Origin of the sequence: Terriglobus sp., from assembly GCF_965201105.1 — a bacterium.
Lineage (GTDB): Bacteria > Acidobacteriota > Terriglobia > Terriglobales > Acidobacteriaceae > Terriglobus.
Map to the genome: position 1 here is coordinate 1,172,011 of NZ_OZ241741.1, position 23,294 is coordinate 1,195,304.

22 protein-coding genes and 1 tRNA gene are annotated in these 23,294 nt (G+C 58.6%); 4 read left to right on the forward strand and 19 right to left on the reverse strand.

The window, feature by feature from the left end; translation table 11 throughout:
* Window positions 1–127: 127 nt before the first annotated feature.
* The 18 genes from ACOFKT_RS05155 to ACOFKT_RS05240 form a co-directional block, all read right to left on the reverse strand.
* Complete coding sequence (locus tag ACOFKT_RS05155) at window positions 128–1,123, reverse strand: hypothetical protein (RefSeq protein ID WP_419806348.1); 996 nt, start codon at window positions 1,121–1,123, stop codon at window positions 128–130.
* Between the two features lie 243 nt (window positions 1,124–1,366).
* Window positions 1,367–5,002 (reverse strand): MobF family relaxase, encoded by a 3,636-nt coding sequence (gene mobF / locus ACOFKT_RS05160; RefSeq protein ID WP_419806349.1) that lies wholly within the window; start codon window positions 5,000–5,002, stop codon window positions 1,367–1,369.
* 3 nt (window positions 5,003–5,005) lie between these two features.
* Window positions 5,006–7,417: a type IV secretion system DNA-binding domain-containing protein gene (locus ACOFKT_RS05165; protein ID WP_419806350.1), complete on the reverse strand. Its 2,412-nt coding sequence runs from the start codon at window positions 7,415–7,417 to the stop codon at window positions 5,006–5,008.
* A gap of 3 nt (window positions 7,418–7,420) precedes the next feature.
* A complete protein-coding gene (locus ACOFKT_RS05170; protein WP_419806351.1) occupies window positions 7,421–7,723 on the reverse strand; it encodes a hypothetical protein in 303 nt (100 codons plus the stop codon).
* 295 nt (window positions 7,724–8,018) lie between these two features.
* Window positions 8,019–8,345: a hypothetical protein gene (locus ACOFKT_RS05175; protein WP_419806352.1), complete on the reverse strand. Its 327-nt coding sequence runs from the start codon at window positions 8,343–8,345 to the stop codon at window positions 8,019–8,021.
* A gap of 23 nt (window positions 8,346–8,368) precedes the next feature.
* Window positions 8,369–9,319 (reverse strand): DNA-primase RepB domain-containing protein, encoded by a 951-nt coding sequence (locus tag ACOFKT_RS05180; RefSeq protein ID WP_419806353.1) that lies wholly within the window; start codon window positions 9,317–9,319, stop codon window positions 8,369–8,371.
* 67 nt (window positions 9,320–9,386) lie between these two features.
* Window positions 9,387–9,785, reverse strand: a complete 399-nt coding sequence (locus ACOFKT_RS05185; RefSeq protein WP_419806354.1) for a single-stranded DNA-binding protein — start codon at window positions 9,783–9,785, stop codon at window positions 9,387–9,389.
* Between the two features lie 530 nt (window positions 9,786–10,315).
* The gene (locus ACOFKT_RS05190) at window positions 10,316–11,284 is read right to left on the reverse strand and encodes a CpaF family protein (RefSeq protein WP_419806355.1); all 969 of its coding nucleotides are present in this window, start codon (window positions 11,282–11,284) and stop codon (window positions 10,316–10,318) included.
* Window positions 11,281–12,087: a VirB8/TrbF family protein gene (locus ACOFKT_RS05195; RefSeq protein WP_419806356.1), complete on the reverse strand. Its 807-nt coding sequence runs from the start codon at window positions 12,085–12,087 to the stop codon at window positions 11,281–11,283. Before ACOFKT_RS05195 ends, ACOFKT_RS05190 begins: the two co-directional genes overlap by 4 nt.
* 159 nt (window positions 12,088–12,246) lie before the next feature.
* Complete coding sequence (locus ACOFKT_RS05200) at window positions 12,247–13,119, reverse strand: type IV secretion system protein (protein ID WP_419806357.1); 873 nt, start codon at window positions 13,117–13,119, stop codon at window positions 12,247–12,249.
* An 18-nt stretch (window positions 13,120–13,137) separates the two neighbouring features.
* Window positions 13,138–13,389, reverse strand: a complete 252-nt coding sequence (locus ACOFKT_RS05205) for a hypothetical protein (RefSeq protein WP_419806358.1) — start codon at window positions 13,387–13,389, stop codon at window positions 13,138–13,140.
* A gap of 7 nt (window positions 13,390–13,396) precedes the next feature.
* Window positions 13,397–14,182, reverse strand: coding sequence for a hypothetical protein (locus ACOFKT_RS05210; protein WP_419806359.1), 786 nt, complete (start codon window positions 14,180–14,182; stop codon window positions 13,397–13,399).
* A gap of 13 nt (window positions 14,183–14,195) precedes the next feature.
* A complete protein-coding gene (locus tag ACOFKT_RS05215) occupies window positions 14,196–14,405 on the reverse strand; it encodes a hypothetical protein (RefSeq protein ID WP_419806360.1) in 210 nt (69 codons plus the stop codon).
* A gap of 13 nt (window positions 14,406–14,418) precedes the next feature.
* On the reverse strand, window positions 14,419–15,690 hold the full coding sequence (locus ACOFKT_RS05220) for a TrbI/VirB10 family protein (RefSeq protein WP_419806361.1): 1,272 nt from the start codon (window positions 15,688–15,690) through the stop codon (window positions 14,419–14,421).
* 2 nt (window positions 15,691–15,692) lie between these two features.
* Entirely contained in the window at window positions 15,693–16,526 is an 834-nt protein-coding gene (locus tag ACOFKT_RS05225) for a TrbG/VirB9 family P-type conjugative transfer protein (protein WP_419806362.1), read from the reverse strand.
* A 20-nt stretch (window positions 16,527–16,546) separates the two neighbouring features.
* Entirely contained in the window at window positions 16,547–18,916 is a 2,370-nt protein-coding gene (locus ACOFKT_RS05230) for a VirB4 family type IV secretion system protein (RefSeq protein WP_419807114.1), read from the reverse strand.
* Window positions 18,897–19,160: a VirB3 family type IV secretion system protein gene (locus tag ACOFKT_RS05235; RefSeq protein ID WP_419806363.1), complete on the reverse strand. Its 264-nt coding sequence runs from the start codon at window positions 19,158–19,160 to the stop codon at window positions 18,897–18,899. Before ACOFKT_RS05235 ends, ACOFKT_RS05230 begins: the two co-directional genes overlap by 20 nt.
* Before the next feature lie 14 nt (window positions 19,161–19,174).
* Entirely contained in the window at window positions 19,175–19,468 is a 294-nt protein-coding gene (locus ACOFKT_RS05240) for a hypothetical protein (RefSeq protein WP_419807115.1), read from the reverse strand.
* A gap of 629 nt (window positions 19,469–20,097) precedes the next feature.
* Here ACOFKT_RS05240 and ACOFKT_RS05245 point away from each other — a divergent pair.
* Together ACOFKT_RS05245 and ACOFKT_RS05250 are read left to right on the forward strand one after the other, a co-directional pair.
* A complete protein-coding gene (locus ACOFKT_RS05245; RefSeq protein WP_419806364.1) occupies window positions 20,098–20,319 on the forward strand; it encodes a helix-turn-helix domain-containing protein in 222 nt (73 codons plus the stop codon).
* 137 nt (window positions 20,320–20,456) lie between these two features.
* Window positions 20,457–20,531: transfer RNA gene (locus ACOFKT_RS05250), tRNA-OTHER, on the forward strand.
* 358 nt (window positions 20,532–20,889) lie between these two features.
* Here the strand turns inward: ACOFKT_RS05250 and ACOFKT_RS05255 are convergent.
* Window positions 20,890–21,081: a hypothetical protein gene (locus ACOFKT_RS05255; protein WP_419806365.1), complete on the reverse strand. Its 192-nt coding sequence runs from the start codon at window positions 21,079–21,081 to the stop codon at window positions 20,890–20,892.
* A 960-nt stretch (window positions 21,082–22,041) separates the two neighbouring features.
* On the opposite strand from ACOFKT_RS05255, the gene ACOFKT_RS05260 reads away from it, so the two are divergent.
* On the forward strand, window positions 22,042–22,326 hold the full coding sequence (locus ACOFKT_RS05260) for an energy transducer TonB (protein WP_419806366.1): 285 nt from the start codon (window positions 22,042–22,044) through the stop codon (window positions 22,324–22,326).
* A gap of 74 nt (window positions 22,327–22,400) precedes the next feature.
* Window positions 22,401–23,264 carry a sugar phosphate isomerase/epimerase family protein gene (locus tag ACOFKT_RS05265; RefSeq protein ID WP_419806367.1) on the forward strand — a complete coding sequence of 288 codons (864 nt, stop codon included), beginning with the start codon at window positions 22,401–22,403 and terminating at the stop codon, window positions 23,262–23,264.
* The last annotated feature ends 30 nt before the right edge of the window (window positions 23,265–23,294 follow it).

Here is a 23,294-nt window from a genome sequence, read left to right on the forward strand (position 1 = left end):
AACGAACGGGTTTTATGGTGAGATCAGGAGCTCATGGAAGATCGCGGCCCCGCACCGCTGAAACCTCCTCAAAACTCTTCTCAGAATCGACCTGTCAGAATTGAGCTTATCTGGCGACACCAAGCCTCTAGTCCATTCCTCTGTCTAGAGAACCGGGAGGGACCGGAGCCGTGGCTGGCCTAAACGGTTTCTCCAGTTTGAGAATTGTGCAACCGTCGCCTGAGACGTAGTCGGTCGGCTTGAAATTCCAATCCGTGAACATACGATTTCGGAGAGACGTGACCCCAGTTTGAACGAAGAGAGGAGGGTAAGCTTCGCCTGGCCCCGTGGGGCTGAACAACGACCAGGCATGATGCCTAATGCAGGCTAAGAAATATAGGGAAAAGTCCCGTGCGGCGGCGCTCTTTACGAATGAATATGCTGGCAGAAGGTGCATAGCAAAAACAAGGACCCCTGCTGTTTGTTCTTGATTCTCTGCAACTAGTGCGGAGGGAATGTCAGCGTCTTTCAGCGCGCCGTCCAAATAGCATTCGAGGCCCTCCACCGTTAGCGGGACCATGGCTGAATAGCCGAGGTGTTTGTCTGGTGCAAAAGGATTGTTTATGAACAGGAAAACTCGGGGGTTCTTTGCGATGTAGCGTCTATTGCGCTTGAGCAGCTTCTCCTTGCTAATACCGAAGCGGCCATCCTTGAACGCTTCATAGTTCATTTCCGACAGCTCATCTATATCTGTTGAGTCACTGTATTTCACGATCGGTGTGATCGAATCAGCGTCGGATCGTTGAAATAGCCCTTTGAGCGCCTCCTGCAGTTCGCGGTCATTCAAGGCTCCGGACCACTCAACGTTGTCTCGTCTCATCAAGAAGTGTCTATAGATAAGCGCAATGGCAAGCAACATCGCTATCACTACATCGGCCGCGTTTACGACCTGGTGTAAGACCTCCGTAAGCTTCTGAAGGCTGGATTCTCCTGTGGGGTCTGGTTTTCCTCTGTGAATCGAGTTTGCAAGGTGTCCGATGATGGGCGTCAGCAATAGGCAGACCACCAGCACGGCTGCGAGCCGATGCGTCTGCTCTTCAAGCCAGCGAATGCCTTCATTGATCTCGTTTCGAAGCACGAACACCACCCGTCTTAGAGTTCCGCCAGCGAGGCTGGTGAGTTTCGAAACACAAGGCTATCAGGAGTGCTCTAACCCGTCCCGTTTGGGCATACCTCAACGGTGCGACTCTCCGACCTGAAATTCGCGCTAGGTTAGGGTCCTAAATCAGCTTTCCTGGCTCTGCAGTAGCAACGCCTGAGACCCAAACGTACACATCCGGTTTGCGCAACCGCTTCTGCATTGCCTAGATCGCGACAATGCGTATTGTCACATTTCTAGGGCATACCCTTCCTGTTCAAGGGAAGGCAAGCTTACTTCCGCTGTGGCGAGATCCGTTGGCATAGGCATGGAAAGATCGGTTGCGAGATCCGGTGCGGGTGTCTGTAGTGGCTGGTAGCCGTCCGATGTGTAGACACTCAGTTCGTGGAGCTTGGCCGGAAGATGGGCGAGTGCGTCACGCTGACCTGTAATGTGCTCGGCTTCGCCGCTCAGAATGACGCGATTGACGGAGAGACGTTTGGTAGATTCGATCGCATAGCCGTGCTCGACGTGTTGCGCCTGTTCGGGAGTGAGCTGCAGGTTGGCTCCGGAGTCCACTTTGACGGACAGGCCGCCGTCTTCGTGGATCCGCTCGATGGTCGCAAGATTGCCAACCCGGATGCCCTGGTCCCATTCGGAGCGGGTGAGTTGCACCCGGTCGCCCTCGGCTAGCTCCCGGTCCTCGCGCGTGTAGACGTCCGCTTTGAGTCGCATCTTCCATTCGGCGGCTGGGTCGTAGGTGTGTGGTGCATCGTCGGAGCCGGAGACCGTGATGAGATTGTTCTCGGCATCGACGGCGGTCACCATGCCATAGGTGTTGGGTGAGATGCCCAGCTCATCGCTGCCTTTGCTCCCATAACGGATGACATCACCCACCTCGTAGTTCGCGGCATTCTTAGCCTCTTTGTCAGAGAGCCCTTTGTCGGCCAAGACACTTGCGCTGTACGTCTCGCCCAACCGTCGCTGCTCATACAGGTCAGAACGGATGAGGCGCGTTAGCTCCTCTCGTTCTGTCTTCTCCGGCGCAAAGATCACAGCGCGGTCATCCTTGGAAATGTAGTCCCTCGCGACAGCGGCGATGCGGTGGTCTGGATCGCTATAGATTTGGATACGGTTCGTGTCCCGTAGCAGGTTGGTAGCGGTCTCCGGGTCGTTACGGCGAAAGCTATCGACGGCCTGACGCACTTCGCTCAAGTCGATTGCTGCGGTTTTGGAAACGTCTGTCGATAGACGCTCTCCGAGGGTCGCGGTATCGTTCGTGTAAATCTTGACGTCGTGGGCTGCGCGAGAGATTGCGACGTAGGCGAGCCGGTCATTGATAAGCGAACGGCTGGAATCCGTGTTGATGTTGACAAGCACGCGGTCTGCCGTAAGCCCCTGGGAGCTGTGTGACGTGACGGCATAGCCATGGTCCATTTGCCGGAACTCGGTTGGGTCAAAGGTGATTTCGCGTGCCGTCTTGCCATCCATGCGGACGGTTACGGAACGTTCCTCAAGAGCGGTGATGGTGGCAAGATCGCGGTTCGCAACGCCCAGGTCCCGGTTTGCTGCGGTGAACTGGATGCGGTCTCCGATACTGAACTCGCGCGTACGCTCTTCAAAAACATTCACGCCATACAGGCGTTTGGGGTCATAGGAAACATCAGCCCCACCCTGAGTCTGAACAGTCAGCGTGTTTGTCCTCGCGTCTACTGCCGTGACACGCGCCTCTGAGCCGCGCTCAAGGCCGATGGCCTGGCTGCCAGACTCGTACCGAATCACATCGCCGGGGTTGTAGAGTGCCGCCCACGTGCGGCCTGCTCCGGTGAGGTCCGACCGATGGGCTAGCGTTTGCAGCTCGCGCCCTTCCTGGGCAAGCTGCCCTGTCGTCTGTAACTCCGCGCGGATGGCCTCGTTGATCTGCTGGCGGCTTCTGTTGTCCGGCGAAACAACGATGGTGTTCTCTGGCTGCGTCGCATAGTCCTTTGCGATAGCAGCGATACGGTCTGTGCCATTGCGCAGTTCCGTGACACGCTCCTGGTCAACAAGGAGCTGCACGCCCTTTGCGGTTTCGCCAGTGGCAAGGTGCTGCACGGCTTTCAGCAGCTCCGGGTCTTTCTGCCGCATGATTTGGTCTAGCTGCGAGGTCTGCATCCCGGCCTGCTGCATCTGCTCGAAGGGCTTGCCGGCTTCTACGCCCTGGTGCTGCCGGGTGTCTCCAATCACTAGAACGCGGTCCTCCGGGGAGACCTTCTGAAGAAATGCCCGCATCTGCTTGGAAGAGGCGAGAGAGGATTCATCCAGCATGTAAAGATAGCGCTGGCCGGGGGCCTCGTCCAGCTTGCGAGCGAGAAAACTCTGCAAGGTGGTGGCTTCGATCCCAGCCTCGCGGAGCTGCCCTGCGGCGCGGGATGTGGGCGCGAATCCCTCGACCTTGTAGCCCTTCAGCTCTGCGCCTTCCCGAATGGTTTCAAGGGTGGTCGTCTTGCCTGAACCTGCCAAGCCCTGCAGCCCATGTATCCGGTCCTGTGAGGTCAAAACCTGGTGGAGGACCCGCCGCTGTGAATCGTTCAGAAACTCGCGCGTGTCTGCCTGGGCGAATGCCTCACGGTGCGTCATCACAGGCGCTAACGCTTCTTTTCCTTTTTGCACTGCCTGGATGTTCGCGCGTTCTGCGGCTAAGGTCTCCGGTGTTGTAAAGCGGAGAGTGGAGCCGTATTTTTCTTTGCCAACCTCCCGGAAGTCGCCGCGCTCCTGACGCGCCGCAAACTCGCTACGAACTTCAGGAAAGGTCGCTTCTCCCATGCCACGCCGGAGCGCGGCGGTCATGATCGCACGCTGATCCGACACAGCCTCGCGCTCAAACAGGTGGTCTCGCGCGAAGGTCATTGCTTCCTGCGCGCGCATGGGCGACTGCGGCCGGATGGTCTGCTCGTTCACTCGCTGACGAGCCTCTGCAATCACTCGAGCCGCCTGATTGCCGAAGTCAGACGCCATGTCACGATGCGCTTGTAAAACCTGCTCTTTCGAGAGGTCTTGCTTCTTCTCGCGTGTGGCGTGAGCGGCGATCTGCGCCGCCTCTGGACCGGAGCGACCGACGCGTTCCAAGTGCTCGCGAATCTTCTCGGACCTGGGACTAGATGCGTCAAGGTATTCCTGGGAATAGCCTTTGATCTCTGGGGCGCCCGAGCGTCCACGCTCCAGCTCGTACCCCAGCTCACGCAACCGGTACATCAGGTGCGATTGGTACACCGCTGTCACGTAGGTCTGGCTCTCAAAGAATGCCTTCGGGTCCAACGCTCGCTTGCTGCCGTCCTCTCGCTCGGTCACGTTGAAAACGACCGCGTGGGTGTGAAGCTGAGGGGCCGCGTAGCCGTCCACCGGGCGGGCTGTATCGTGCTCAAACTTAGCAGCGATGAACCGTCCGGTAGTCTCTGCGGGATGATTGCCACCGATGCGTGCGTGGGTATAGCGCTCCAGCTCTGTAAGCGCTACGGTGACCGCTTCGCGGTGGGCCTCTGTCACCCTGTCATCCCGGCCGACCAGCGCGGTCAACGATACAGACTTGGGTGCGGAGAACGTCGCGTCCCAACCCGCCCGGTGCTCGACGGTCTGCGTTACCGAACCATCCGCGTTGGTCTGCTCCGACGCGATGCGATGGCGCACCATCTGCTCCCCGGTTTGCGGGTGCTGGCCGTTTGCAAGGGAAAGAAACGCTTCTTTGCTCACGGACCCCGAGAGGCCGAAACGCTCGGAAAGCTGGCCCTGCCACTCGCCCATCGTGGCGTCGTCCTTGGCGTAGTAGCTCTGCGTCTCGGAGGCGAAGTCCTTAGTGTGATAAATCGCCGCTTGCGACGCATTTAGAGGCTTGGAGATGGTCAGCATGGGCTACTCCAGAGACATGCTGAACTGGTGGTGGTCGTGCCTGGGAATCAGGTACGGGTCAAGATCGGTCAGCATAATCGGGTCTGCGGTCGCCTGCTCCGGTACACCGTCTGCACGCTTCACAATATCGGCCCATTCCTCTTTGACCACCTTCACTTCATCGTCGGAAAGGTCGCGGCCTTCCGCGTCCAGACCTTCGCGGAATAGCTCAAGCTGTTCAAAAAACTCGGCTGCCACTTGCCCCATATTCGGCTGTGCAATCTCCGGTTCTTTCGCGACTTGCGGTGTAGCAGGGGCTTCCGGCTTATTCCACTCCAAGGTCAGCGCGCGACGGTATTGAGCACCGCCCTTTTGTTTGGGTTCAGTGACCTCGGACGCATCCGCTTTCTTTTCTGACGCTGGCTCGGTCTTTGCCTCGGGTGTCGCTCCACCCAGCGTCTCCTGAACCGGGATCGGCGACGCAAACGGTTGCTCTTCAGGAGCCAGCGGCGAAAGCGTCGTCCGTTCGTATTTCAATGCGTCGTCCAGGTTCTCTCGCGGAACAAAGCTCTTGGTGACGATAGGCAGATCGTTGTAGAGAAAGTCGAACCGGGCGATGCGGTTTCCCAGCTTCAGATATGCGCGGCGGTCCTCCAGTCCGGAGATTTCCGAAGCCATCACCAGCGGCTCGATCTGCCGGTCGATGGTGAAGTTCTTGCCAGCTCGCGAGCCGTTGAAATGCGTCTCCTTCAGCCGTTCGATCTCGACCTTGCCCAGCGTCTCGGAGATCCATTCCGCAGCCTTGCCCTCGGTCGTCTTCATAAAAATCTTGGTAGCGGGCTGGCTCAGCATCACCTCGGCAATCTTGCCGTAGATGTCCTCAAGCTGCGCTCGTCCCTGGAAGCCGACCACAAGCGGGTTTTTGGACTTGCGGCTCTCGGTCATGGCGCTGTGAAGCTGGGGCAACTTCTGGAGACTTGCCAGCTCGTCGATCACAAACCAAACCTGCTTCTGCCCTGGCTTGGGCATCTCCATCAGACGCATGACGAGAATGTCGATCCAGAGGGAGATGAGGGGCCGTAGCACCTCCCGCTGAGACTTCTTGGAAGTGATGAAGATCCATCCCTTGCGCTCTTTCGCCCAATCGGTTGCATTCCAAGTGCTGGTGGTTTCTTCCTTACGGGGAAGCAGCCGAAGGCTCTGCGCAACAAGGCCCAAGCTCGCCAGCACACCCGCAGCCTGGGGGCCAGCCTTGCGGTCGATGTAGAAAGCCATCTCCGTCCCTTTGACCTTCTTTTGAAGGAACGATTCATCGGCCATCCACTTCGCAAGGTCGTGCGGCGTGGGGCCTTCGCGAAGTAGGTGCGCGAAGATTTGGGCCGGGGTCCGGTAAAAGAATTCCTTGTTGGTGCTGTTCGATCCGCCGCCTGCCGGCTGGTACAGGGATTCGGCAATCGTGGTGGCTTCTTGCTGGCTCTCAATCTCCATGGCCGGTGACCAGAACGGGCATCGCGCATCAAGCGGATTGAGGATGATGTCGCCCCGCTTCTCATCGTAGAAGCGCTGGACGAACTCTGAGGCCGGGTCGTAGACAATCGCCGCGTCGCCCCTGTCCCGAATCTGGCGCAATAGCTGCATGATGAGGGTCGTCTTACCCGCCCCGGTGTCACCCATCATTTGGAAATGTTGTGACTCCTTGCCGGGCGGAATCCGCATCAGCTCCTTCATCTCCGAAGTCTTGAAACCCAGGCCCAGGTGCGAGTGCTTCCCCGCCTGTTTCGCCACTCGTCGCGCCTGAAAGTCAGCAAGCGGGTGCTTCCAGATGTCCCGGCTGACAGCCTTGTTGAACTCACGAGGATTCATCATTTCGGGTCCGCGAAGGACGCGCCCATACTTCAGGGTCTTCAAACGCTTCACGTCCGCTGGGATTGAGAAGAAGAGCATCACGGCGAGGCATACTCCCGCTTCGATCGCGCTCAGAAGGTACAAGCGCGGAACGCTCTGACCCTCGAAGAAAATGAGGCGTAACCAGCGGGACAGAGACGCATCGTTGAACTTCTGCGGAGCGCCGCGGCCGAACCAGCGGTAACCCTGCGCCAGCGGCAATTCAGTAAGTTGCACCGGCTGTACCGTGCCATTCGGCAGCACCGTTGTGCCATCACGAAAGTCCACAGGCAAAGCGCGTCGTGGCTGCGCTTTATTAGGTCCGTCCAGGTAGATCAATCGGTACTCACCGGTCTGGTGCGCAAGCGCACCAACCGACGCGCGAACGTAGTCAGCGAGGTAGCTGCGCTGCATGACGGGAAGCGAGAGAGCTGCACGCTGCCAGACGAAAAGGCAGAGACACAGCAGGCCGACTCCGATTGCGGAGAACGTGTAAATCGGTACGGTCGGCGGTGTGATGATGGTTTCGTTTCTGCCCCAGGTCGCTGCCATCCGTTAGCTCTCCTTTCCGCTGTTGATCCGCTTGGTCTGCTCTGCTATCTCGCTTGCAACACGACGCTTCGCGCTTTGTACTTGCGTGTTGATCTTGGCGTAGTCTGCATCGGTAATCTGGAGGCCCTGGCCGATCATCTTGACCATGTTCACGAGCAACATTCGCGTAGCGACTAACTCGACGAGAACGGCGTCAGGACCGCTTTGCTGAGCGGCCTCCACCAAGACTTCGCGTGCCCACTCACCTACCGCCTTGCCGTTCTCGGCGGCTGCTTTCTCGAGAGCGCGGAACTCCTGCTCCGTCACCCTGGAGCTGACCGAGAAAGCCCGAGCGCTCCGGCCGCGTGAGCGACGCAGGCGGCCTCCCACATCGATTGCAACTGGTACGGCTGAGGCGGTCATAATCACTCCGAAAGACTGGATTCCAATTGAGATCCTTGGGATTTCAGTTGAGATCCGACACGTCCTAAGCTGTTCACCCGCAAGTGGATCACAACTGAAATCCACTTTCGGCCTTTGCGACACCCTTCGAGGGGTGGAGTGTCATCGTTCTTCCGGCGCAGAGCGCCGTAGTGGCCTTGCCACTGATGTGGGTGCGGGATCATGCTCTTGATCCCGCCACTGCTGCTGTAGTTTGGATCGCCTGTGGGGCGGCGATGGCCGACTTCTTCGGCAGAGCTTCTGGCTGCTCCGCGACGGGCGCTTTGCGAATGCGAAGCGTAGCTGCAACCTGCCGGGCTTCCGGGGTCTTCAGGAACTCCTGGAAGTCTCGGTCCTTGCTGAAGACATAGGTGAGGGCTTGCTCCACGACATCATCCGCGCAGGCACGAATGAACGCCGCGTACTGATCGACCTGGGTTGCGGTGGTGTCGGACAGTCGGATGGAGGCGCTGATCTGACGCGTTTGGACGACTTCAAGTAGGGGCATCGTGGTTCTCCTTCGTAGTGAAATCAGGTGAGCTTCCGGCACGCAATCATGTGGGCCGCAGTCTGCGCGATCTCCCGAGCACGAGTGAAGCAGAGTGCAGCGGGAAGCGTAGCCGCGTGGCGAGCTTCAAGGCTGGCAATTACGTCGTGGACGGATGTCCCGGCGAGCAGGGCGAGACGGGCAGAAGCCATGTCCACGGTGCGCTGGGCGTAGTACAGCGGGTTGGGTTTGTCAGCACGGCGACCTGCGAGCTCTTCCGTAAGCTGCGTCGCAGATTTACCACTTGAAAGCTCTGACAGAACCCATGCCCAATCCTGCTCGGAATGCGTATGCTTTCCGGTGGCAGATGGCGGAAGGGATCCGCGAAGCGGGAGCACAGCAGGGGGCAATTCAGAGACAAGCTGGAAGTCATCTGGTCTAACAGCCGAACCGGAGAGGTACTCGATGGTGACGGGGTGAGGGGGCGTGTACTTGGCATTATGGAAGCCAGGAACGCGAAGCACCCGGTTGCAGTCTGTGCAGGCAGCATCGCCGCCGAAGGCAGATGCAAGCTGCTTTAGCTTCAGTTCCTGCGTGGCGAAGTCGAAGCCCTCCACAGACCAGAGAACTTGGTACTTGGCCGCCGAGGTGGCGACGATCGCGTTTGGTTCTGGAACAATGTCGGACGCGCGGAGTGCAGCGATGCGGGAATCTCCATCAGAATCGATGTCCAGGTACAGATGCCGGACTTCAGCGATGCATTCTTTGGTCCGCTTTCGGCTGCCGGAGCGAAGCGGATTGGCAGCCACATAGACGTTCACGCCACTCGCATTCTCATGCGCGAGCCAACGCATATACGCCGGTGCCGTTACTTGTTCCAGACGCACTATGCGCTGCACGATTCTGACCGGTTGTTCCCGGCGAAGCAGGAGCGCAATCGTCTCTCCGGGACGGAAACAACGGGTGAGGAAGTCGGTGGCCATCGTCGTGTTCATTGCGGGCTCTCAGAGGGCTGGAAGCCCGGCGTCAGCCGAGCTTCCGGGTTGACGGAGGGAAAGCGGCTTATGCGGCCGCTTCCTCGTGGGCTTCGTCTGCCGCGTTCTGCTCTTCCGGGCCTGACTTCTCGGCCCGGTCGAGCTTGAGAATCGAGTCCACCCGGATCTCCCAGATGGTCTTCTTCTCCGGCTGCTTCTTGCCCACCTTCGCCGGCTGGTACTCCCGGCTGCGCAGCTCGCCTTCAACCTGGAGATGGGCGCCCTTCTTCAGCGTGGCGGCGAAGTCCCCGAGCTTCTTGCCGAAGACCACGCAACGGTGCCATTCGGTGTGCGAGACGTATTTGCCGTCTTTTTTGTAGGAGCTCTTGGTTGCCAGCGAGAGTGTGGTGAAGCTGCGGTTGTCGTTGGAGCGAACTTCTGCGTCGTTGCCGAGGAAGCCGATGAGAGTGACTTTGTTCTGGTACATGGTGATGATCTCCGTTTCGTGTATTTCCCGTATCCTGCTCGGGTCACATTCACAACGTGAGCGAGTGGGCCCGGCTCCCAAGTGCCAAGGAGTGCTTTCTGGGAGGGGTCCGGAAGAAGTTTGTGCGGCGTTTTTTGCCGAGCGTTGACAAACTTCTTTTGGGAGGAACCGTGACCCCGCAGGGGCGCTGCAAGCGAAGCAGAACGACGCCGTGCCGCAGGGCGCCGGTTTGGCCCCGAAGCCGTGACCGAGCAGAGGACGGGATACGAGGCGGATGAAAGCCACAGGACCGTGTCACCCCAAAGCGTCTCGGCTGCAGAAGTCTGCGCCCACTGCAGCGCAATACTGCTGGCAAAGGCTCCGGTAAAGGACGGCCTCTCGGCCCCTCCGTTGCGCTCTTCGCGGCTCGCCGCTGACGCGCTGAAGATGCTTAGGGACAGGTGGGGCTGTGCAGCCGGTTTGGCAGCATGTGGGTGCATCGGGAAGACCTCGGATTCGGGTTTGGGTTCCTCTGGCTGGAACAGGCTGAATTAGCTTGGGGGAGCGCGGTAAACTTCCTCGGTCTGGAAGCGTTGCTCCGCATTGTCATATCCGCTGACCATAATCAACTCCCTGACGCGACGCCGGCCGGTATGGTCGCGCTCACAATGCAACACGAAGTCGATGGCCTCCGCGGTCTCGGACCGCATGAACCCGTGATTGAGATTCGGCCTTGCACTCAGGGCAAGATTGGAGAGGCGATTGAGGGCATCCCAGGCGGATTTCGCGTGGATGGTGGAGAGCGTTCCTCCGTGCCCGGTATTCATGGCCTGCAGCAAGTCGTAACCGCATTCATTCCGAATCTCGCCCATGATGATCCGGTCCGGACGGTGCCGCAAAGCCGCCGCCACAAGTTCGCTCGGAGTGATAGCCACTTGTCCGGGGATCTCCTCGACAGCTTCCCAACGAACGGCATTCGGATGGGAAATCTTCAACTCGGCTGGTTGCTCGATAATGACGAGCCGTTCGTAGGCCGGAACGTGATCCAACACGGCTTTCATCAAGGTGGTTTTGCCCGAACCGGTCCCGCCCGAGATGAGGCCGTTCTTCTTTGCGAGCATGAACGACACGACCGTGTCGCGAACATCAGCAGGCAAGCTCCCGGACGCGATCAGCTCATCCGAGGTGTACCAGCGGTTGAACTTGCGGATCGTGAGCGTCGGCCCGTTGATGGACGAAGGCGCACCGACCACCGCGACGCGCGAGCCGTCCGGCAACCGTGTGTTCAGGATAGGGTTCTGGCTCGAAAGGTCCTGTCCCAAGATGCGCGCAACACGCTCAATGGCGGCGGTGAGACGTTCGTTGGTGTACGGCGTGGAAAGCGGGATATGGTGAACCACGCCATTCTTGTCAGCGTAGACTCCGGTTGCCCCGTTGATCATGAGATCGGAGATGGAGGGGTCAAGCAGGAGTCCGCGGAGCTCTTCAGGAAAGAACGGAAGAATGAGTTCGAAGCTCATCGCGCACCCCTTGCAGGAGGCGGTTGCGGAGCCCCTGCATTCTGCGAGGTACTGACCGGCGTAAGCGAATCGACAGAAACGCGGTTTTCATGGAACTCGGTGATCGTCAATCCAAGCGGGTTGATCGTCTCAAACTGCGGGAAGATGCGGGCCTGGTCAGATACCTGTTTGGGGTTGAGATAGTAGGTGACACTGAGGAGCCAATGCTCCGTTCGTGGCTCACGGGAGTTCTGGGCGGAGTAGAGCTTGTCGAGAGCAATGAGGGCGGTGCCACGGGCCATCTCCGCGCCCTGCAAAGTCTCCTGCGACATGGATGTGATGGTCACGTTCTTCACCTCGTCATCGCTCTGCTCCACTTGTCCCGCGGCGACCTGGGAGACGAGATGATTATTGTTGTCTTCGAGCATCAGTCTTGAGGCGAGAGGCTGGGCCATGAAGTAGTAGTTCAGGGGGTACTTCTTCGCGATGGTGTCGCGGCTGACCGTGTAACGGTAGTTGGCCCAATCTGTCAGATAGGTGCGAACTTCACCCTCGCGCGGGCTATAGCTCAGGTCTGTGTACTGGATCGCCTGCGCGCGTCCCATCTCGTCGATCCGGATGTACCGATTCGCAATCGGACGGTGCGCCAGTGAGAAGTTCATCCAGAGCGAACCGAAAAGCAGAACGGTGCCGCAACCGATCACGAACCGGTACGCTTTCCATTCCGAGTAGTGCGAAGCGTAGACCTCATTGCCAATCTGGTCTGTGAGGACCGAGTGCGCCGGCGTAAGCGTTTGCTCAATTTGTGCTGCGTGCGTGGACATGACGGTTATTCCTTTCGTCTAGTGCTTTGAACACCACTGCTGCGTAGATCAGCCCGGCAACTAAACCGCCTACCAGCAGCAGGGGGAGGAGCACGCGCACAATGCGCGAGCGTCCAACAGCTTGTGTGAGGAAAAATCCTGTAAGTATGTCCCACACGGCTAGGCACCTCCAGCCATCATTGCGAGCGATCCAACTACTCCACTGACCACCTTGGTAGCGGCTGATGTAAGGCCAGCTGCGCCGCCGAAAATCGCCTGCGTCATGCTCGGAATGAAGAGCATATTCACAATGAACGCAATGAACACCATTAGGCAAGGTATCAGGTTCGCAATCCACATCTCCATTGAGTAGTTTCCGTTGAAGGTCTGCTGAATGAAGCCGTTGAGGAACCCGGCCCACACGAAGATAAAGGCGGCCGCAACCGCGCGGATCATCGCGAAGCTGATGAGCACGTCGAGGAACTGGAAGAACTTGGCCTTAAAGTTCTGCGTCATCAGGAGCGGAATGAAGATCGGACCGAAGAGTGCAGTAACGCCGTAGAGGATGAATGCGCTGCAGTTGATCACGAAGAGAACGGCGGACGCGAGCCCAAGCAGGATCTGAACCAGAATGTAGCAAAGGATCTGAACGGGAGCGGTAATGGACGGCATCGCCGTCCCGTCGCCAGCCGTCTTGAGAAGTTGAAGCAGGTTGTCCAATGAACTCTGGTCGAACGCAGCTACCATCGCCTGGGCGATGTAGGAGAAGAAGTGATTGATGCCGAAGCTGGCGCCGGGAAACGGATTAACCCAGTAGTTCTCCAGCAGGCAGCAGACGATCAGCTTCAGCAGGAAGTTGGTAAGGTCGCCCGCACGCACTGGCTGGGTGTGGAAGCGGAGCGTCATGCCGCTGGTGTTCCAGTTGATGACCATGCTGATGAGCGTGAATAGAGCAATGGCGCTTAGCTCTGCCAGTCCGAGCTGGGTGAGCGCGCCCCCGTTCTGGGTCGTCAGGTTGGTCAGGTTGTTGGTGAACTGATAAAGCCAATCCATTGCCTTCTCGCTTTGGGTTTAGGGGATGTAATTTCGCCAGGTCTTGCCTTCGTTGCCGGCGGTGTGACTGTGTTGCTTCTTCTGTTCCTCGACGCGCTTTCGAAATGCCTCGTCTTCCTGCCTCTGGCGCTCGGCATCGCGCTGCTGCTGTAGCAGTATGGCCGCAGCTTTCTCAGCCTCATGCCGTTGGTAAAGGACGGCGCTGGCGATAGTCGCCAGCACCGCAAGGATGGCAATCAACAGCTTCGTATTCGGGAGCTTCAACATCATCTCTCCGCTAGGGCAGGTAGGTTGCCCAGGTGTTGCTCTCGTTGGCCGCGTTCACGTTGTTGGTCTGCCGTTGGGATTGCACAAACGCTGCCGTGTTCAGGTCTGTAGCCGCCGCATTCCGCTGCTGCATATTGGCGACGGCCATTTGCGAAGCCAGACAAGCCTGCATCGTGCCCTGGTTCTGCATTTCGGCCATCTTCTGCGCCTCGGCCGCGTTGAGCAGGTTGAGCTGCGCTACCTCCGTATTGGTGTCGTCCGAGCCGTCAACCTGCTGCCCAGCGAGACTGCTCGTAGCGGAGGCGTTTTGGGTCCGAGCCGCGCGGTACTGTCCCACCGCCGTGAGGCAGTCCGGTGAGATCGAATCCGACATCTCCACCATGGCAAGCTGGGACATCTGAGCGCTGCCAAGCGTCTGCCCTTGCAGGTAAGTGCTTGTGCCGGAACCGACGGGTACCGTCGCAGAGTTCCAGGCGCTGGAAGAAGCGGATGGCGAGTTGGTGTTGAGCGCGACCGTCATGCCGTTGGTCTCGCCGAAGAGGTTGGGAACGTTGACATGCTCCAGCGCGGTCAGTGTGCTCTGCCACTGCTGCTTGAAGGAGAAGTGGGTGATATTGTTCTTCAGCATCGTGTACTGCGTTTGCAGCGTAGTGAGCTGCGACACGAGGCTCGCGTAGCTCGTCGGGTCGAAGACAATGTCGCCGAGACCGAAAAGAGCAAAGCTCGGGGTGGCGGTTAGGAGCACAAGGCTGCCTCCAAGAAGCCACTTCCGTCGTTTAGTGAGTTGTATGTTCATAGAAACTCCTTACTTAGGGTTCAGTCGATTCGAGATACGTCGGATCCAGCCGCTCCAGGGGGAAGCGAAGATGCTGGCTAATCAGGTCGCCGACAGAGTCGAGCGTGGCATCGCCCGCGCGCGCGAGTCCGGAGCGACTCCACACCAAACCCATGCCGAGCGGAATCGCAAACGACAGGCTGATGAGGATCTGGGCGAGCGAGCGAGCGATGCGAAATGGCATACTTCCTCCTTTCCTAAAGGGTGGGATCGACGCGATGTTCCGCGTACGAAGGGATGAGGATGTCGCGTCCGATGTACACACGGGCACGGGAGCCTTCCTTGAGCGTGATGACCGGCAACCGGTTCAGGAAGTGATTGAGCACTTGCTCGCCCTCAGCTCCGGTCTGTTCCGAAATGCCGTTCCGAATCTCTGTAGAAGGCGTGAACACGCTGCCGTTATTGCCAATTTGGGTCAAGCCACCTAGGCCGCCGATGGCAGCGGCCGCACCGAACGCCATCAGGTAACCGTGGTCTACCTTGGTCGCGAGTCCGGCAGTACCGATCTGATCGAGTCCGAGGTACTTGTCGAAGTCGAGCGAAAAGCCATCCGGGCAGACCGCACGATGGAAGGTGACGAACATTTTGCGTTGTTGCGCATTGCCGACGCTCTGCACCGTTCCGATCAGGCGCGTGCCCTGCGGCATCAGAAGCTGTTGGTGATCGTGCGAGTAATAGTCCGTCGTCAGCATCACGAGGATCGGTCCACTCAGCCCGCCGTCAATGTGGTTGGTGACGACACCCTCCAACACCGTTCCTTCGAACACCCGGAACAGGCGGCCCTGGTACTGATCGAAGTCGTAGGACGACATCGGGTCAGACTTCGCCGTCGCTTTCGGCTGTGTTCCGCCCGCTATTGTCAGGTCGGAAGAGGAGGTGCTGTCCTTGGCTTCTGCCGTTTCAGCGGCGACCTGCACCGGCTTAGCTGTTGGAGGCGTGCTCGCTTCATGAGAGAAGTCGATGGCCACGGTACCGCTGGCGAGCGCGTCTTCATGCTGCTTCTCCTTAGCAAGCGCTTTCTGCTTCGCTTGAGCTTGCACTTCAGAAACACCTGATAACTTCTGCGGCGCGTTTGGGCTGTCGCCGTAAATCGCGGAACGCTGGGCCGTCGTCATCGGTGGCGTCCCCGCCGCTTCCGGTCCGGGAACGCTCTGCTCCTGCTGGAGCTGCTGCATCTGCGCGGCAAGGAGTTGTTGCCGCTGCCGCTCCTCCATGTCCCGGCGTGCCTGAATCTGTTGCTGCGTTTCGAAGCTCGTCACCTGCTGCGCATTAGGCGCGCTCGGGCGCATGGATAATGCAGACTGCGGAGCGGCCTTTTTGTTGCCACTGATGAGGCTGGAAATGTTCGCCAGTCCGATGAGCGCAACGATGACGATGAGTGCGAGCACTAAAGGTGCACCCTTGCGGAGCGGCGGTTTCGCTTCTGGCTGGTCCGGGATGGTCGGTTGTACCTGGTCTTGGTCGGGCATGGCTAATTGCTCCCTAGGGTGCGATGGAACTCGACCTTCTGTTTGCCAATGGTGAGATAACCGGTGTCCAGCTGTTTTGGCACGGTGTACAGGCCGTTTGCGAAGTCGAAGTTGATGAGCGAAAGCTTCTTGTCCTTGACCTCGTAGAGAGCAGGCGTTTCCTGGAACTTGCCACGCAGATAGGTGAACCGGTCATCGTGCCAAATCTCTTGGAGGCCAAGCTCCTTGCCCTTCTTCTCATCCCAGGCATAGTCGAAGCGCAACGAGCCGGGATACTGACTGCGGTACAGCTCGGCTTTCGTCTCTTCGGCCTTCAGTTCCGCCGCCTGCGCGGCCTTGGCGGTAGCAACTTCCTGCTTGGCTTTGTCGAGGTCGGCGGCCGGCACGAAGACCGGGAGGTCAGTCAGGCGCTGCTGCGCAGTTTTGTCGCCGGCGTTGATGAACACTTTGGAATCGAAGTGTGTGTCTTCTTCCGCCGAAACCTCATGCAGTTGCAAGGTGTACTCGTTGCCGTGGTCCGAGACGATGTGGATGTCCGTCGAACTGCCAGCCAGCTTCGGTTTCACGCTGATGAAGCGCGAAGCCACGTGACCGCCGTCGAAGACCCAATCGACCGTGTCGCCCGCGAATACGTTCGCGACCTTCTCCTCGGCAGGCAGCACGATCAGCGTCGATTGCAGTAGACCGGCGCGCACCACTGGCAGGGTAGTAGACTCCGAGATCGTCACGGTGCGTGGCGTGCTCGGTTCCAATGAGTGAGCCGGGGCGAGCGCTTGCAGCGAAGCAGAGCCGAGAGTGAGGCCGGTAGCAATCAGGATGGGAATAGGTGGTTTCATGGCTGTGTTCCTTTCTTCCTTCAAGCGGTCTCACCCTGGGCGAAGCGGGTGATTCCTTCGGTGAGTCCGTATTTCGCGATCAGCTTGGACCGGCGTACCCGATCTTTCGGCTTGGTCGAGAACGTGGCGTAGCTGCGCGGGTCAAGATTGAGCGTGACCACTTTCGTGATCCCGTCCCTCCGCATGTACAGTGCCTCGCGATCCTGTAAGCTCTCGAAGAGCGCGATCTGCTGCTCGTTCATCTTGAAGAGCTCGGCATAACGCTTTCGGTTGAAGGTCGCATCCTTTAGGAAAAGGAATGAAGTGCAAGAGTTCACGATGGCGTCGGCGTTCTCGCCCAAGTCTTCCGCGGACTGACCGATCATGGTCACGCCACCCAAGTTCTTTCGGACAGTCTTGATCGAAGTCAGCGCACCTTCAAGCAGCTGGCGGTTCTTCATCGAAGAGAAGATCTCCTCGATGAGGATGTGCTTCGGCACACCCAGATTGGCGGGGTTGTACAGCACGTCGTTGATGCGGCGGAGCAGCCACACCATCAAAGGCTCGATCAGGTCGGCGTATTGCTCGTTGTTCACCCCGGCGAAGTCGAAGCATTGCACGCGTGACAGCGAGAGCGAATCTTCAACGTTGTCGAAGATGGCGTTGTATACGCCTTTGCCGACCCACTTCGACATGTACCGGTCGAGCTTTTTGGGCAGGAAAAGATTGGAAAGGCGGCGGTTCTCCCGGTCGAGCAGGTACATGTCCTGCACGGCCTTGTGGATCACGTCGTCGTCTTCGGGCTCCAGCTCAGCGCCGCCCTTGGTCAGTAGCAGCCTGATGAAGCTGTACAGGAACTTCACGTTGTTCTCGGTAGGCTCCAGCGCGAACGGATTGACGCGCGGGCCGTCCTTGCCGATACGGTCCACCCTGCCACCGTATAATTCCACTACACTCTCGTAGCTGGCGCCGATGTCGAAAACATAGGTAAAGCCGCCGTACTTCTGCTCAAGTGCGACCAGGGTATTGCCGTGCACCGACTTCCCGGTTCCTGTAGGACCGAGGATCAGCATGACGCGGACGCCGTCCACATAGGCATCTTGGAAGAACGGTGTCCGAGTACGTGTTTCCAGGACGTTCAGGTATTCCGCATCAAGGTCCTCGGAGTGCGGATGGCCGAGATGCGGCGCGAATACGGAGGAGAGCCGCGCATGGTGCTCTTCAGAAAGCCACAGTGGAAAGACGTTGAACTTCTGGTTGCCGGGAAACATGGCATAGAAGGCGGACAGAATCCCAAGCGTCTCCTCCACGACCTGGGCACGAGCACCGACGAAGACGCGGTGCACTGCAGGAACCGCGTCGCGTAATTGTGCCTGGCTGTCCGCCGCCAGAAGCAGACGCAGAGAGAACTCTCCTTGCGCCTTCTTATCGAGGGAACGGATCACCTCGCTGAGGTCGTCAACCGCGTTGTTGGCGGCCTTCGCGCCTGCACCGGTGTCGAGTGAAGATGTGTCACGCCCACTCATCACACGGGTCAACACGCCGACCTTGAAGAAGGAGATGAACTTCTCCTGCTGGTCGATCTCCCGGCGAGCGGAGGCCGTGGATTTCACCCGCCAGGTGGAGCACAAGATGCTGTCGCAGTCGAGCGTAAGAAGGTCTGAGAAGAGACCGGGACGTGACGCCTCCGGCGTGGCCTGGAGCGAGAACATCTGCACGGCGCGCCTACCGATCAGGAGGTGATCGCTCTGCCAGGCGACGGGACTCTTCACGACTTGTCGATCGACTCCTTCGTCGCTGCGGAGCTCGTCTTTGCCCGACCAGTCCTGCAGGTTGAAGAGATAGCTGAAGAACTGGAAAGCCTCTTGCTTACCACGCAAACGCAAGCCCAGCATCGTTCCGAGATGCCCTTCGAGAAGTGTGGCGGTTTTCCGCAGGTCAGCAAGCATCCGTGCGTTGTCGGAGCTATGTTCTTCCGGCTTACGCGTGAACGACTTCACCTTAGGCGGCTCAAGCGTGAGACACCAGTGCAGGTCGATGCGGCGAAAGCGCGCATTGGCCTCAAGATATGCGAGGCGATCGGTAGCGAAGTTGTGAGTGATGGCACTGTCGTAGCGGTCCTGACGCGGGAGAAGAGCACCGGAAAGCACGCGGGTGTATTGGTGAAGGCAAGAGCCTTCCGGTAGTCCACGTAACGCCCCCTCGACCGACCGCACCAGCGAAGCGAGCTCCTGATCGGTCTTGCCCTCCTCGTCCACCCCGGTTAGCGAGAACAGGCATCCGTACCCGCCGCCCTTGAGCGCGAAGGTATTAGGGCCGACGAAGCGCGCGATCGGCACGATGCTGCACGCTGCCCCGGCTTTGGCGAACCATGGCGTGTGCTTCAGTTGTTCAGCGTTGGCGCGGGTCATAATAGCTCTTCTGGTTGAGGCTGAGGCCCCAGAGTTGAAACATCTTTGGGTGTTTGCGGACAATCAGCCATGCCGCGATAGCAAGCGTTGGGAACGCGAGTATCGCAAGAAGTCGGAAGCCGACGAGGAAAACCGTTACGCAGACGAAAACGATCGCCATCCATGCTGTGAGGTCCAAGCCGAGCTTGGCTCGGGGCCGGTTCAGCGCCTGATTGATTGGTAACGGTTCTCCCCGTTTGGCCATGTCGATGTCACCTCCTACATCGACTGCCCGGTGAGTGAACCAATCCAGCCGGCTCCCCAACCGAGAACACCGGCGCCAAAGAGAGCGCCGAACAGACCCGGAATGGCATCTTGAAAGCGGCCGCTCATCATCCGGATACCGGCAAAGATGAGGCCGCCGAGACAGATAACCGCCCCTGCGTACATGGCGAAGGTCTTGAAGGTGCCCATAAGTGTCTGGGCACCGGAAAAGTCCATCGTGCCTTGAGCGTGCGCGACGCTGGCAAGCGATAGAGCGAACAGGGTGGGAAAGAGGGTGCGTGCGACCAGCCTCGTCCGTTGTCGAACAGCAACGGTCGAACGAAGTGTTTGCGCACGAGCGGGAGTGACGTGGCCGAGGCGAACCGGCAACCGGACGGATGCGTTATCCGAACGGAGGGTGGGGTATAAAACTTGCATTTGTACCTCCGCTGACGATGAATCGTCAGCAATGGCGCAAACGTAGTACGCGCTTCCGGAGGAAGTCCAATTCCACAGCGGGATCGAGCTATTCCTCTGTGGAATAGCTGACCGTTACTCAGGCTTCAGTTGCCTCAATATCTCCGGCTCTCCGATGCCGGTACGGAGGAGATTAGCTTCGAATACTGGTTTGCTTGTGAAACAGCAGTTGAAGCTTGTACCGTCCGTGAACTCGATCTGAAGTTCCGGGCCATCACCAGAGTCTCGGTAGATTCGAAGACTCGTGATTGTTTTACCTTCTGCTTCCTGACACTCGACAAAGTCGTTGTTCAAAACGAGCCTCTTGCTTGGAACCTTTTGACGCTCAACTTGGCGAATACCTGATCATGCCGCCTCCCGCGTTTTGGGACGCGATTGACTGATTGTGCCGACCCGTCGGCGAAAGGTTATCACACTCATCGTGTGTAGACTCATAGTAGTCACCCCGAAACGATGAAGGGGTGCCTACCTCCGCCGTCAAGAAGCGATTCGGTCTTTCGCTCCGCAGATTGCGGGATGAGCGGGCCCTTTCTCAAGAGGCTCTGGCGGAAAGGGCTGGATTGCACCGGAACTACGTCGGCGGTGTGGAGCGCGGCGAGCGAAATGTCAGCCTGGAGAACATCGTGAGGCTGGCCAAAGCGCTGTCCGTGCGTTCACGTGAGCTTTTCGAGGACCTGCCATAGATTTTGGGGATACATTTGGGGATACTTCGTCTGATCTTTCGGTGCGGCTCTGTGCGGCGGTGTGCGAATCCGCAAGCGCCATAAAGCCCAGTGTTTACCAGTGTTCTGCGGCTCTGAGCAATCCCGTGCTACTGTATGCAGGGCTGTGGAAAACGGACTCAAAATCCGCCGAGGGCAACCTCGTGGGGGTTCGACCCCCCCTCCCGGCACCAACCAGACAAGAGACTTAAATCAACAAAGCAACGGCTCTTCTTCAACGAGAAGGGTCGGTGCCAGTGATTGTGCCAATTCGGAATTACTGGTTTGCCTCTCATACCTCGGATCAAGCTCTGCAAGCAGTGCTCAGAAATCTTTCTTCGCCGGCGATCTTTTTCGCAGAAGTTCCGGGCCATCTTCCTACGCCGTCGTGAGTGGAACGGATATCGTTTTCGCTTACGATAAGCAGCAGAACCGGGGGAAGGGTGGCTCATGCTGCAGGCAGTCGAACTCCACGAGGTAGCACTTCGCTTCGCAGGTGAGATCGCCGTATTGCGCAAGTTCTTCTCGCTGGCCGCGATTCCGGTAGATACATCACAGGCGACCCATGAAGCTGCTGTTCGGGTAAGAGAGGATCGCGCGTTTCATCGTGATCTCACGTCGCACATCTGGGTGCTGTTGGATGAAAGTGGCCCAGATCTGCAGTATGCGGATTTGCTCGGGATGGTAACGATTGCAGCTGCTGGTGTGCGTGGTGCCGCAGAGAGCGACGAGGAGGATGCTCATGCGTTGCTTCGCTTCTTGATGGAAGCGAAGCATGCGTTGAAGGGAAATCCTTTACAGAGAGAACAGGGACAAGCGCCGAATGCCCCTTCAAGTCTGCCCGTGCCGGCGACACCCTCGCAGAACCCACATGCACCGATCGCAATGGATGTAGAACTCCGGCGCATGCCACAGTTCTCAGTTGCGAGTAAGCCGCAGGAAGAGGTTGCACCGTCTGAAGAGGGCGTTACGGCATCTTCGCAACGACCAAGGCGCCGACGGTCAATCCTCATTGCAAGCGCTCTCTGCGCATTGACGGCGCTCTTGGCTTGGTACCTTGTAAGTATCAGACAAAGAGCATCGTCGAGCAGCAATTCGCTTATCGCTCGAACCGCAACATCAGGCGTCGTAGCTGTACTTAGACCCGCCCCGCAGGGTCAAGAAATAAAAAGGTCGAACGCAAGTGTCCCGTCTGGCGCAACGATGTACTCAGGAGCTGCGAGCACGTTGCATTCCGCAGGAAGCAAACCGCCTGCAACACACTCCTCAGACTCTCAACCCCGGTCTATAAACGAGCACGATCCGAAGGGTGGCAATGTAGGGTCATCTATAAGTGTGCCGATCGAACGGCAGGGTATCGATACCCTCAAAAACACATCAGTCCATCCCTCCACGACAACAGCTGCGACGGAGCAACCTGCTGTGGCGCGATCGCCCAGGCTCGGCAGCTCCGCCCCAGTGGCAGTCTCCGCAGACACGCTCAGCAGAAGACTCGATTCACCTCGGCTCCCGGCCTACGCCTCAGATCCCGCTGAGTCCGCAACCAAGAGATACCCGCGGCTGCTACGGCGCCGTGCGTACGATGCCAGTAACGAGGACTCGGGAGCAGCGCCGACATTGTCCGCCGAATTGCGCGCACCTGATCTCCCCGAGCGTAAGACCGTGTCGCGGAACACGACTTCCAGCGCCGCAACTCGTGGGATCGTGCGTTCCACTTGTCTCGGCATGATGGCCGGCAACCTCGTGTACGGTCCCACGCCATCGTATCCCGTGGCTGCAGCCGCGGCCCGCGTCGAAGGTGAGGTCAAAATCCAGGCCACTATTGACCGCGATGGCACGGTCAACGCTGCCCGCGTCGTGAGTGGTCCACCGCTGCTGCGCGATGCCGCGTTGGACGCGGTACAACATTGGCGTTATAAGCCCTACATGGCCGCCGGCAAACCAGCCCCCACAGGGACCATGGCGGTGGTGGACTTCGAATTGCAGTAGCGCTGCCGGAACCCGAGTCACCGTTGCGCTGCGCGTCTGGACGATGGTCATGCGCAGCATGTACAGTGACGCGCATGACACACATGAATCGCCGTGATGTGCTGCGCGGTACATTGCTTGCCTCTGCCGCCTCCATGTTGCCGGTCTCAGTGCTTGCTGCCAAGGCGTCGCCGCTCAAGCTGGGGCAATGTTCCTACAGTTTCCGCAGCTTCAAAGCACCGCAGATGATCGACATGCTGCACCAGCTCGGCCTGCGCGATCTGAACATCAAGCCCGATTTCCATCTGCCAATGGAACCGCTCGACACCGTTGCGCAGCGGGCGCAGGTCTATCGCGACGCAGGGATCAAGCTGACTGCAGCTGGAACGATCTACTTCAAAACCGACACAGACGAGGCGGTTCGGCCCGCATTCGAATACTTGAAAGCGGCGAAGATTCCGCTGTTTGTCGGTTCGCCCTCGCATGAGGCGCTGGGCCGTGTAGCGCGCTTCTGCGTTGAGTACGACATTCGCATGGCCATTCACAACCACGGACCCGAGGACAAGGAATGGCCGTCGCCCTTCGACATTCAAAAGTTCATCGAACCGCTGGATCATCGCGTCGGCTACTGCATTGATTTCGGTCACACGCTTCGCGCCGGAACAGATCCGGTAGCGGCGGTCAACATGGCCGGCAAACGCCTGTATGACTGCCACATCAAGGATCTCGCCGATCCGCACAGCCGCGAAAGTCAGGTCGCGGTGGGCGAGGGCGTCATGCCAATCCCGAAGATCTTCAAAGCCCTGATCGACATTGACTATCCCGGATATGTTGACCTTGAGTACGAGATCAAAGCTGACGACCCGCTGCCCGGCGTTCGGAAAAGTCACGAATATATGAGGAAAGTGCTGCGCGATATGGGTTACAACGTGCCGCCTCTTGCACCGTATTCGGTGTAAGCGGCAGTGCCGTTCCTTTCCAAAAGCAAG

Coding starts and splice junctions, on each gene's coding strand:
- ACOFKT_RS05215 (WP_419806360.1), bottom strand. CDS start 14,405: ATGCCATTTCGCATCGCTCGCTCGCTCGCCCAGATCCTCATCAGCCTG.
- ACOFKT_RS05235 (WP_419806363.1), bottom strand. CDS start 19,160: ATGGCCAAACGGGGAGAACCGTTACCAATCAATCAGGCGCTGAACCGG.
- ACOFKT_RS05195 (WP_419806356.1), bottom strand. CDS start 12,087: ATGTCCACGCACGCAGCACAAATTGAGCAAACGCTTACGCCGGCGCAC.
- ACOFKT_RS05180 (WP_419806353.1), bottom strand. CDS start 9,319: ATGAACACGACGATGGCCACCGACTTCCTCACCCGTTGTTTCCGTCCC.
- mobF (WP_419806349.1), bottom strand. CDS start 5,002: ATGCTGACCATCTCCAAGCCTCTAAATGCGTCGCAAGCGGCGATTTAT.
- ACOFKT_RS05255 (WP_419806365.1), bottom strand. CDS start 21,081: ATGAGCATCCTCCTCGTCGCTCTCTGCGGCACCACGCACACCAGCAGC.
- ACOFKT_RS05190 (WP_419806355.1), bottom strand. CDS start 11,284: ATGAGCTTCGAACTCATTCTTCCGTTCTTTCCTGAAGAGCTCCGCGGA.
- ACOFKT_RS05185 (WP_419806354.1), bottom strand. CDS start 9,785: ATGTACCAGAACAAAGTCACTCTCATCGGCTTCCTCGGCAACGACGCA.
- ACOFKT_RS05165 (WP_419806350.1), bottom strand. CDS start 7,417: ATGGCAGCGACCTGGGGCAGAAACGAAACCATCATCACACCGCCGACC.
- ACOFKT_RS05230 (WP_419807114.1), bottom strand. CDS start 18,916: ATGACCCGCGCCAACGCTGAACAACTGAAGCACACGCCATGGTTCGCC.
- ACOFKT_RS05205 (WP_419806358.1), bottom strand. CDS start 13,389: ATGATGTTGAAGCTCCCGAATACGAAGCTGTTGATTGCCATCCTTGCG.
- ACOFKT_RS05210 (WP_419806359.1), bottom strand. CDS start 14,182: ATGAACATACAACTCACTAAACGACGGAAGTGGCTTCTTGGAGGCAGC.
- ACOFKT_RS05225 (WP_419806362.1), bottom strand. CDS start 16,526: ATGAAACCACCTATTCCCATCCTGATTGCTACCGGCCTCACTCTCGGC.
- ACOFKT_RS05175 (WP_419806352.1), bottom strand. CDS start 8,345: ATGCCCCTACTTGAAGTCGTCCAAACGCGTCAGATCAGCGCCTCCATC.
- ACOFKT_RS05265 (WP_419806367.1), top strand. CDS start 22,401: ATGACACACATGAATCGCCGTGATGTGCTGCGCGGTACATTGCTTGCC.
- ACOFKT_RS05200 (WP_419806357.1), bottom strand. CDS start 13,119: ATGGATTGGCTTTATCAGTTCACCAACAACCTGACCAACCTGACGACC.
- ACOFKT_RS05220 (WP_419806361.1), bottom strand. CDS start 15,690: ATGCCCGACCAAGACCAGGTACAACCGACCATCCCGGACCAGCCAGAA.